The following is a 9424-nucleotide window of genomic DNA, read 5'->3' as shown; positions in this document are numbered from 1 at the left end:
CGGGCTGGCGGTGTCGGCCTGTGGAGCTGGTGTAAGACCTCAACGGGAGTCCTCCCGGACGCGGCGACCGGCGGTGAAGCAGGAAACCCCTGGGGTGACCCAGGGAATCCCCTCCCGTTAGGGAGGGGAGGATGTCAAGACGGCTTCGCGATGACCAGGAACTTGTTCTCGGCGCGCCGGGCGAACCGCACGAATCCGCGCAGCCCGGGGAGGCTCTCCATCAGCCCGAAGAACGGGATCAGCATGATCACGGCCACGGACTCCCACCACTTGCGCCGGTCGTCGCTGGACACTCCGGCGTTGACCCGCAGGCCCTCCCAGTACATCCACATCGTGTAGGCCATGTTCAGCGCCCAGAACGGGATGACGAAGAGCGTCACCGGGGACGTGTTGGGGTCGGCGATGAGAATGGCGAGGAGCAGAACGACCCCGACATTCTGGATCGGGCCGAGGACCCACGCCATCACCGAGTATCCGAGCAGCACCCGATTTCGCAGTTGCAGCGACCGGTTGAACACCAGGCCCGCCAGGCCCCAGGACCAGCGCTCGCGCTGCCGGAAGAAATCGCCGACGGTGGCGGGCGACGCGCCGTAGCACCGCCCGCCGAACCAGGCGCTGCGGCCCCCGTAGCGAGCGCTGAAGATGAGCGCGAACTGGGCGTCCTCGACCAGGCTCTGGGGGCCGAAGTCCCACCCGATGGTCGCCTCGATCGAGGCCCGCACGAGCAGGAGCTCACCGTGCACGCCGGCGCGCGGCGTGCCGCTGCCGGTCCATGCCGAGAAGCGCCCCACGTCCTCGGCCGGCCGGACCGCGTCCGCGAGCCAGATGAGCCGGTTTACGGCGTATTCGCGCGGGTACGTAAGAATGCCCTGGCCCAGGTGTTTCGCATCCCGGCCGGCCAGAAACTGCTCCTCGATGAACCGGGCCATGGCCAGGGCGGTGTCGGGGCCCACACCGGTGTCGTCATCCATGTGCAGCACCCACACGTCGTCGCGGGCCTCGTGCTCGCGGATCCGTAGTTCATCCGCGTAGTGGCTGGCACGCGCCTTGAACCTCGTTCCGTTGGCGGTGCGGTATCCGCTGGGCACGGTGACGAGCCGTATCAGCTCGCTTCCGGCGGCGAGTTCGGCGATCAGCTCCGTTGCCTCGCAGCCCTCGTCGATGACGATGTCGATCCTGAGCCGGGGAAAGCACCTTGGGAGATAGGCGATGTAGGACAGCACCGAGCGCTCGAGCGCGGGATAGGTGTCGTACCGGCCGATGGTGGGAACGACGACGATGAGGAAGTCGTCGGTTCTCGTCAGCCCGCGGCCGGACCACCGGGCCTCCGACTCGCGCAGTGCCTTGCGAGTGCGTCGTATGCCGACGATGCCGGTGAGCGTGGTGAAGATGGGCCACGTCCACAGCACCGTCAGCGGCCAGCCGAGCAAGCCGGCGATCGGGTCGGCGAACCAGAAGTCGCTCGCCACGATGAGCAGGTAGGAGAGAATCAGCGGCAAGTACGACGGTCTCCAGCGGGTGAGCCGGCGGTGCAGCTCGCGCGCCTGCTGCGGACCGTACACGGTCGGCGCGACCTGCCCCGTGCTCAGCGCCTCCCGCCCCGCAGGCGAGGCGTCCCGATCAAGCCAGGCGTCCCAATCCGGAGGGACGGCTTCCGGTCCTCCCACGTCCGTCTCCCTGCGTGCTCGTGGTTGTCGCCGGGCAACGAGGAGCTACCCGTAGACAGCGCGGCCAATCCGGCGTCGGCCGCCGAGCACCTCACCCCCTCTGCCGAGCGAGCTGCCGGAAGTCCCGTTCGTCAGGGCGCCGGCCGCCTTCCTCCGCAAGGACGACGATGCGAATGGGTTGGGAGTACGCGATGTGCCCGTAGGCGCAGATCTTGGGTTGGGCCCAGAACTCCCCGGGTGGCGTCGCGGCCGGGACGGCGATGGGGAACTCGACGCTCTCCGTGTGCCCGGGTGCGACGGTGAAGCCGCGGATCGGGCTGCTCGTCAGCGGCCAGACGTGGTGCGGGGTGATGAGCTGGGCGTGCCCGCGCAGCGGGGTACGGAGGGTGTGGGTCACCGCTACGCGTACGCTGCCTCGCCCCCCGGGGGTCAGGGTGAGCTCCTGGGCCTCGCTGCGGGCGCGTAGCAGCGGCTCGGTCTGGGTCTGCTCAGGCCGGCCCACCGGCACGATGAGGACGTCCTCCAGGTCCTGGCCCCGGTGGGTGATGCTCGCCGCGATCGCGTACCAACCGGGCGCGGCGGTGCCGGGAATCGTGACGGTGACAGGCACGCTGAGGTGGCCTCCCGCGGTGACGGTCACGGGTTTCGACCGCGGTGTCGCGATCCACCCCTCCGGCGCCTTGACGAGCAGGTTCCCGTCGTATCCGGCGTCGGTGTCGTCGCAGACGATCTGAGCGCGTAGCCGCACGACGCCGTCGGCTCGGGGCTCGTCGTCGTCCGGCCGGAGGGTGAGCGTGACGGGCAGGTTGCCCATGGGCGCGGGGCCGCAGTTGTGCAGCCAGTAGCGGGTGAACACGGGCTGTACGGGTTCGGTGCTCGCCGTGAGCGCCGTCCGGCCCCGCTCGGCGCGAGCGGGTGACAGGGCGAGCGACGTGATCCGGTATCCCTCGACGTCGACGTACGCCTGCCGGCCGTCGTGCCCGAGGGGCGCGCCCGGGCGGTCGAGCAGGTCGGTGGCCGCGGCCGAGATGATACCGCCGGCGAGGCGGATCGCGACGCGGCCGGCGTGGCCGTGGGGCTCGTAGCCGCGCACGATCAGGCTGTCGCACGCGTCGGCGGGTGCCGCGGAGCCGGTGGCGAGCGGTTCCCCGAGCGGTTTGACCGCGGTGACGACGAAGTTCTCGGCGGGCTCGACGCTGAGCAGGGATCCGGTTGCCGGCAGCGGCCCGCCGGCGGCCGGCGCGACGGTCGCGGCGAGCGGATGGTTGACGGACTGCCCGGCGGCGGTGAACCCGGCTGTGCGCCACCCGCCGGGGCCGCTCACCAGGTGGTACTCGAAGCGCCTGCTGGTGTGGTGCTGGAAGCTGCGCCCGCCCGGTGCGCTGAGCTCCGCGAAATTGATCGCGGTGCCGGTGGGCCAGCCGGTGCATGCGCGAGCCAGCGACATGTTCAGGGTGCCGTCGGGCTCGACCGCGAAGCCGGGGGTGCCACGGTTGAGCAGCGCGACGGCGTAGTCGTCGACGGCCGTTTCGTCGTGGTGCAGCGCGAGCGGCTGGGTGACGTGCAGGTGCGCGTCGCGCACGTCGTCGAGGAGCTCGGTGACGGCCCGCTGCTCGGCCTGCGCGTCGCTGCCGGCGATCAGGAGTACGGGCAGGTCTCGGATCGAGCGCACGTCGGCGCCCGGTCGCCACACTTCGCCGATCGGCCGGTCGGCCGGAATCCAGAGGCGGGCGGTGCCGGTGGCCGCGAGCTGAGCGGCCAGCTCGGCGCCGGCCTGCGCCGGCGTCCGGTCGAGGAGCTCGGCGACGAATTCGTTGCGCTGCGGGGTGCCGATCGCGACGCGGCAGTCGGGCAGGTTGGAGTCGGTGTCCAGCGCGCCGTAACGGTTTCCCGTCGCGGTCGTCACGGTGGCGGTCACACCCGCCCGGGCCAGTCCGACGGCGAGCTGCCGGGTCGAGGGCACGCCCTGATCGCCGTCGGGGACGACGATCTCGGCGATCGACACCGCGCGGGAACGCTCGGCGCGCTGCTGTGGATCATGGAGGTGGACGGTCAGCGCCGCCGCGAGGCCGAACCACCGGTGCGCCGTGTTGTCCAGGGTCCGGGGGTGCTCCGCCGCGTCCGCGTCGAGCAGGGCGTAGCCGCGGCCGATGACGGCGGCCGCGGTCTCGCTGACGGGCATGCCGCCGGGGATGTGGCAGGGTACGCGCACCCGAAGGAGCCGGTCGGTGCCGGCGAACCCGTCGATGCCCGTGGTGAAGTCGATCCGGTCGATGCCGTGCCACAGGGTGGTGTGCTGTGTGTAGCGGCATCCGTCGATTTCCGCCGTCGCCGTGATGCGTTCGCCGATGGGGCAGCGTTCGACGGTGACGTCGGCCGCGATCTGCGCGCCGCGCCAGACGACGGCGTGGGGGAGCAGGTGCCACGGGCCCTCGCCGAACTCCGGATGGTCGCGGTGTTCGGCGAAGCAGACCAGCTCGTTGCCGACCCGGCCCGGTGGCAGGATGTCCCGGCCGGAGGCGAGGTCGGTGATCTCGGTCAGTGTGCCGCCCCGCGCGGGATCCGCGCGAAGCCGGTAGCGGTCGTTGGCGATGCTCGTCGCCTCGACGGGCCGCCACGCGGACGCGGACAGCTCCGCGGCGCCGGGCAGCAGGCGGTATGTCCGGTAGCCCATCGACGGCACGTCGTGCGCGACCCACCGCAGCAGCGCCCTGCCCGGCTGCCCGTCGCAGGAGTGCGTGACGGCCTCGGTGAGGTACGGGACCGCGACCCCGCCGTCGTCGACGAGGGTGACGCCCATGGCCGGGTCGAGCTCGATCTCCAGGCCGACGGTGTCCGTCCGGGCGTGCGACAGGGGGTTGAACACGACGACGGCGGTGCCCTCCCCGCGGGTGTCGACGTGCCGGGCCAGATGCCGGCGGGCCGACCGGTCGACGTCGGCGGCCAGGTCGTGTGCTTCGCGCCAGCCGGCGATCAGGTCGAGGTAGACCTGGTCGGACTGGGTGCCGGTGACCGCGTCGTGGTGTGCGCCGAACAGCAGCAGCCGCCACGCCTTGTCGACGGCCGCGGCGGGGTAGGCGGCGCCGTGCAGGGTGGCGAAGGTGGCCCACTTCTCGGCGTCCAGCAGCAGCGCCTCCACCAGTCGGTGGGCCTGCTTGGTGTCGATCGCGGTGACGTCCTTGCCGCTGTAGATCGGGTTCATGTCGCGGGTCTGCGGCGTGGCGTGCACCCCACGCGCGGCGAGTTCGCCCCGCACGGCGGCGAAGAAGTCGCGCGGCAGGCCGTACCGGAGCCGCACGTGCGGGTAGCGCTCGTTCCAGGCCGCGCGCAGCTCGCTCACCCACCGCATGGGAGGGCTGAAGTCGCTGCCCATCGGGATCAGGACGTTGCGGGTCGCGGCGGCCGGCCGGAGCTCGGTGAACATCTCGTGCAGTTCCGCCGCCGCAGTCTGCGGGTCCTGGGCGGCGTCGAGGCTGAAGCCGGCCGAGTAGTGCCCGGCCATGTAGTGGGTGAGCAGGCCGTCCCCGCCGGGCGACACCCATTCGAACTCGGTGGGGAACTGGGTCGGCGCGAACGGCTTGCGGTGTTCGCGGATGTTCCAGCTGGTCAGCATGGGCCCCCACTGGTGGTAGGGGCCCCGGGCGAAGGCGATCGAGGTCAGCCCGGCGCCGGCCATCACCTGCGCGAACTGCGGATCGTGGCCGAACACGTCCAGCTGCCATGCCGTGGACGGGACGCCCCCGACGACGTGCCGCTGGAAGCCGACGCCGTGGACGGCGTTGCGGATCGTCGTCTCGATGCCGGTGAGGTTGGTGTTGGGCTCGTTGTAGGTGCCACCCACCAGCTCCAGGCGGCCGTCCGCGATCAGTCGCCGGATGAGTTCGCGATCCTCGGGATAGGTGTCCCAGTACGGCTTGAGGTAGTCGACCTCGGCGAGGACCACGCTGTACTGCGGATCCTCGCGGATCTTCGCCAGGTGCGCCTTGACGAGGCTGAACGCGCTGTGGCCGGGCCAGGCGTAGCGCGCCGCGCCGTCGGCCTGGAGATCATCCTGCGGTTGGTCCCAAGTCTGGGTGTACGCGGACTGGGTGTTCCACCACACCGGGTCGTAGTGGAAGTGCGGGATGAGCCAGACGGTCCAGGGTCCCGTCGCAAGATCGGTCATGCCTTGACCGCCCCCTGCATGATCCCGCCGATGATCTGCTTGCCGAGGACGGCGAAGACCAGCAGCACCGGCGCCGTACTGATCAGGGTTCCGGCGAGCACCAGCGAGTAGTCCATGTAGTAGCCACCGGCCAGTGTGGACAGTGCGACCTGGGCGGTCGGGTTGCCCTGACCCAGCGCCAGCAGGGGCCAGAAGAAGTCGTTCCAGGTGTTCATGAAGGTGAACAGCGCGAGTACCGCGGCGACGGGCCGTGCCGCCGGCAGCACGACGTGCCAGTACAGCCGGTGCGTCGAGCATCCGTCCATCCGGCCGGCCTCCAGCAACGCGTTGGGCAGCGCTTCGGACAGGTACTGGCGCATCAGGAAGACGCCGAACGCGGACGTGGCCGCCGGCACGATGACCGCCTGCAGGTGCCCGGTCCAGCCCAGCCACTGCGACATCATGATGTACAGCGGGATGATGCCCAGCTGGGCCGGCACCATCATCGTCACGAGGAGGAACCCGAGGAGGGCGTTGCGGCCGCGGAAGCGCAGCTTCGCGAAGGCGAAACCGGCCAGCGTGCTGGTGAGCACCACGGAGACCGTGACGAGGGTCGCGACGATCATCGAGTTGAGCAGGGCGAGGCCGAAGTTCGCCTGCGAGTACGCCTGCTGCAGGTTGGCCCACAGGTGACCTCCGGGCAGCAGCTTGGGCGGCCAGCTTCCCGCCGCGGAGTTGTCGCTGGACGCCGCGACCAGCGACCAGTACAGCGGGAACGCCGAGACCACGGCGATGATGCCCAGCAGCACGTAGGTCTTCGTTCCGGCGCGGCGCTGTCCCGGCGCCGCGGACCTGCGGCGGACGCGGCGACCGCCGAGGGACTCGCGGGGGATGGCACGGGAGACCGGGATGAAGGTCATGTGGAGCTCCGGATCCGTCGGGACAGCAGGTAGTTCGCGCCGACCGCCAGCACGATGATCATGAACATGGCCCAGGAGACCGTGGCCGCGTAGGAGTACTTGCCGTGGGTCCAGAACTGTTCGTAGACGTACATGGCGAGGGTCTGGAACTGGCGGGAGTCGCCGCCGGTCGGGCTCAGCCCCGGGTTGAACATGAGCGGCTCGGTGAACAGCTGGATGGTGCCGATGGTCGACATGATGACGGTGAAGATGATGGTCGGCCGCAGCGCCGGGATGGTGATGCTCCGGAACTTCTGGAACTGCCCGGCGCCGTCGAGGTCCGCCGCCTCGTAGAGGTCGTCCGGCACCGCCTGCAGCGCGGCGAGGTAGATCAGGGAGTTGTACCCGGTCCACCGCCAGGTCAGGATGACGGCCAGCGCCAGCCACGATTGCCAGGTGCCCGACTGCCAGTCGACCTTGCCCAGGCCGACCAGGCTGAGCACCCAGTTGATCAGGCCGAAGTCCCGCCCGAACAGCTGGGCGAAGATCAGGCCGACGGCGGCCACCGAGGTGATGTTGGGCAGCAGGACGCCCATCCGCAGCAGCGTGATGGATCGCATCCGGCGATTCAGCAGATGGGCGATCCACATCGCGAGCAGGAGCTGCGGCACGGTGCCCAGCACGCCGATCGCGGCGGTGTTGAGCAGCGCGTTCCAGAAGTACTCGTCGTGGATGAGCCGTGTGAAGTTGCCCAGCCCCACGAAGGTGTGCTCGCTGCCGGGTATGTCCCGGTTCCACTGGGTGATGGCCATCCAGCCGGTGTAGAGCAGCGGGAACAGCCCGAACACTGCGAACACCAGGAAGAACGGTGCGATGTAGAGATACGGCGTACCGCTCACGTCGAACTTGTGGCGCAGGCGTGACCGCCGCTCCGCCGTCGCCGGTGTGGTCTTCCGCCGCCCGGGCAACACCGACGAGGGTGCGAAGACTGCCATCAGGCTCGTTGTTCCTTTCTGGATCTTCCGCTGCTGGGCCGATGCTCCCGTGCTCCCGCCGACTACGGCTCGGTGGCATTCGCGACGTCCTTCAGGACCTGCTGCCACGCCTGCGCGGGCCGCTGCTTGCCCTTGTCGACCCGGGTGATCCCCAGGCCGATCAGCGGTCCGATGTCGCCGTCCTTGGGGCCCTGGTACTGCGGCTGCAGGCTTTTCGCGGCCTCGGTGAAGATCCGGCCGGTGGGTGCGTCGTTGAAGAACGCGTTGGTGTTGCCGAGCACGGCCGGGTCGTTGTAGAGCGCGGCCTGGCTGGGCAGGTGGCCCTGGGTGCGGAAGATCCAGCTCGCCTGCTCGGGTGCGGTCAGGAACCTGGCGAGCTCGGCGGCCTCCTTCCGGTGCTTGCTCTGCTTCGGCACGGTCAGGAACGAGCCGCCCCAGTTGCCGCTGCCGCCGGGGATCGTGGCGATGTCCCACTTGCCGCTGGTCTGCGGCGCGTTCTGCTTGATGGTGTCGGTCATCCACGCGGGGCAGGCCACGGTCGCGAACGATCCCCGCTGGAACCCGGCGTTCCACTGCTGGCTGAACGTCGCCAGCTTCGCCGACTCGCCGGCCTGCACCGCCTCGACCGCGAGGTTGAACGCCTGCTTGACGGCGGGATTGTCCGCCACCACCACCTTGTTGCTGGAGGCGGTGTAGCCGACCGGCGCCTGGCCGATGATGGCGTTGAAGACGTTGGAGCCCGAGTCGAACCAGGCCACGCCGTCGGGTGCCTTGGCCTGGAACCGCTTGCCGGTCGCGATGTAGGACTGCCAGTCCGGCCACAACGCGGCCACCTTGTCGCGGTCGGTCGGCAGGCCGGCCTGCGCGAACAGATCCCTGCGGTAGCACATCGCCAGGCCGCCGACGTCGGCTCCCAGTCCCATCAGGCTGCCGTCGGTGCCGGTCGCCTGCTGCGACTTCCATGTCAGCCACTGGGCGGGGTCGGCGCCGTAGTCCCTGAAGTCGACGAACTTGTCGGACATGACCCTGAACTGCGCCATGTAGCCGCCGTCGATCGCCTCGATGTCGCCGGTTCCCGATCCGCCCAGCAGGTGCGCCTGCAGGTTCTTGTGGTGGTCGTCGTACGAGACGACGTGCTCGACGATCTTGATTCCGGGATGGCTCTGTTCGTATTTGGTGTACAGGTCGTGATATCCCAGGTCGCCGAAGATCTCGACCACGAGCTGTGTCTCGCCCGACGTGGCGGAGCCGCATGCGCCAACCGCCGAGCCGACGAGCGCCAGGCAGCCCAGCACGAGCGCGGTCAGCGCCTTGGGCCTGCGGGTGAGCATCAGGTCTCCTTGCATGGACGTGCGGACGTTGTCTTGGTTGCTGGCACGATCGGACGAGGGCACCAGGGCATGGCCGCACGACGAGCGCGCCGCGGGATCCGTGCTGGGCCCAAGAGACCGTCGCCGTCCCAGTCGACCGGGTGCGTCGACCGGGCGCGGACGTGATGCCGCAGCGGAGGCGTCATCAGGACCTCGGCTCCGTGCAATGCGGTCACAGCGCAGTGCACCCGGCCTCCGCGGCGGTATCCGTGCAATGCGGTCAAGCGCAGCGCACCCGGCCTCCGCGGCGGTAGTCGAAGCACCGCCCCAGCGATGAGCCTCTGGGATCCGGTCTCGACTGGCGCAAACTCTAGATTGCGGCTTCGATCCTGTAAAGCCCGGATTCTAG

General features: G+C 69.9%; 5 protein-coding genes. All 5 read right to left on the bottom strand.

Features of this window, described 5'->3' with window-relative positions; all coding sequences use genetic code 11:
• Positions 1-134 precede the first annotated feature (134 nt).
• The 5 genes from ACGFI8_RS42170 to ACGFI8_RS42150 all read right to left on the bottom strand — a co-directional run bounded on the left by ACGFI8_RS42170 (position 135) and on the right by ACGFI8_RS42150 (position 9036).
• Positions 135-1667, bottom strand: a complete 1533-nt coding sequence (locus tag ACGFI8_RS42170) for a glycosyltransferase family 2 protein (protein WP_392813340.1) — start codon at positions 1665-1667, stop codon at positions 135-137.
• Positions 1668-1758: 91 nt separating this feature from the next.
• Positions 1759-5832 carry a glycoside hydrolase family 38 C-terminal domain-containing protein gene (locus ACGFI8_RS42165; RefSeq protein ID WP_392813338.1) on the bottom strand — a complete coding sequence of 1358 codons (4074 nt, stop codon included), beginning with the start codon at positions 5830-5832 and terminating at the stop codon, positions 1759-1761.
• Positions 5829-6731: a carbohydrate ABC transporter permease gene (locus ACGFI8_RS42160; RefSeq protein WP_392813337.1), complete on the bottom strand. Its 903-nt coding sequence runs from the start codon at positions 6729-6731 to the stop codon at positions 5829-5831. The genes ACGFI8_RS42165 and ACGFI8_RS42160 overlap by 4 nt, the downstream gene beginning before the upstream one ends.
• Entirely contained in the window at positions 6728-7705 is a 978-nt protein-coding gene (locus tag ACGFI8_RS42155) for a carbohydrate ABC transporter permease (protein WP_392813336.1), read from the bottom strand. The genes ACGFI8_RS42160 and ACGFI8_RS42155 overlap by 4 nt, the downstream gene beginning before the upstream one ends.
• Positions 7706-7767: 62 nt before the next feature.
• On the bottom strand, positions 7768-9036 hold the full coding sequence (locus tag ACGFI8_RS42150; protein ID WP_392813335.1) for an ABC transporter substrate-binding protein: 1269 nt from the start codon (positions 9034-9036) through the stop codon (positions 7768-7770).
• Between the last annotated feature and the right edge of the window lie 388 nt (positions 9037-9424).

The sequence above is a fragment of the Dactylosporangium sp. NPDC048998 genome (assembly GCF_043197855.1).
Taxonomy (GTDB): domain Bacteria; phylum Actinomycetota; class Actinomycetes; order Mycobacteriales; family Micromonosporaceae; genus Dactylosporangium.
The sequence above is the reverse complement of the archived record's forward strand: the minus strand, read 5'-3'. Positions and strand labels throughout refer to the sequence as shown.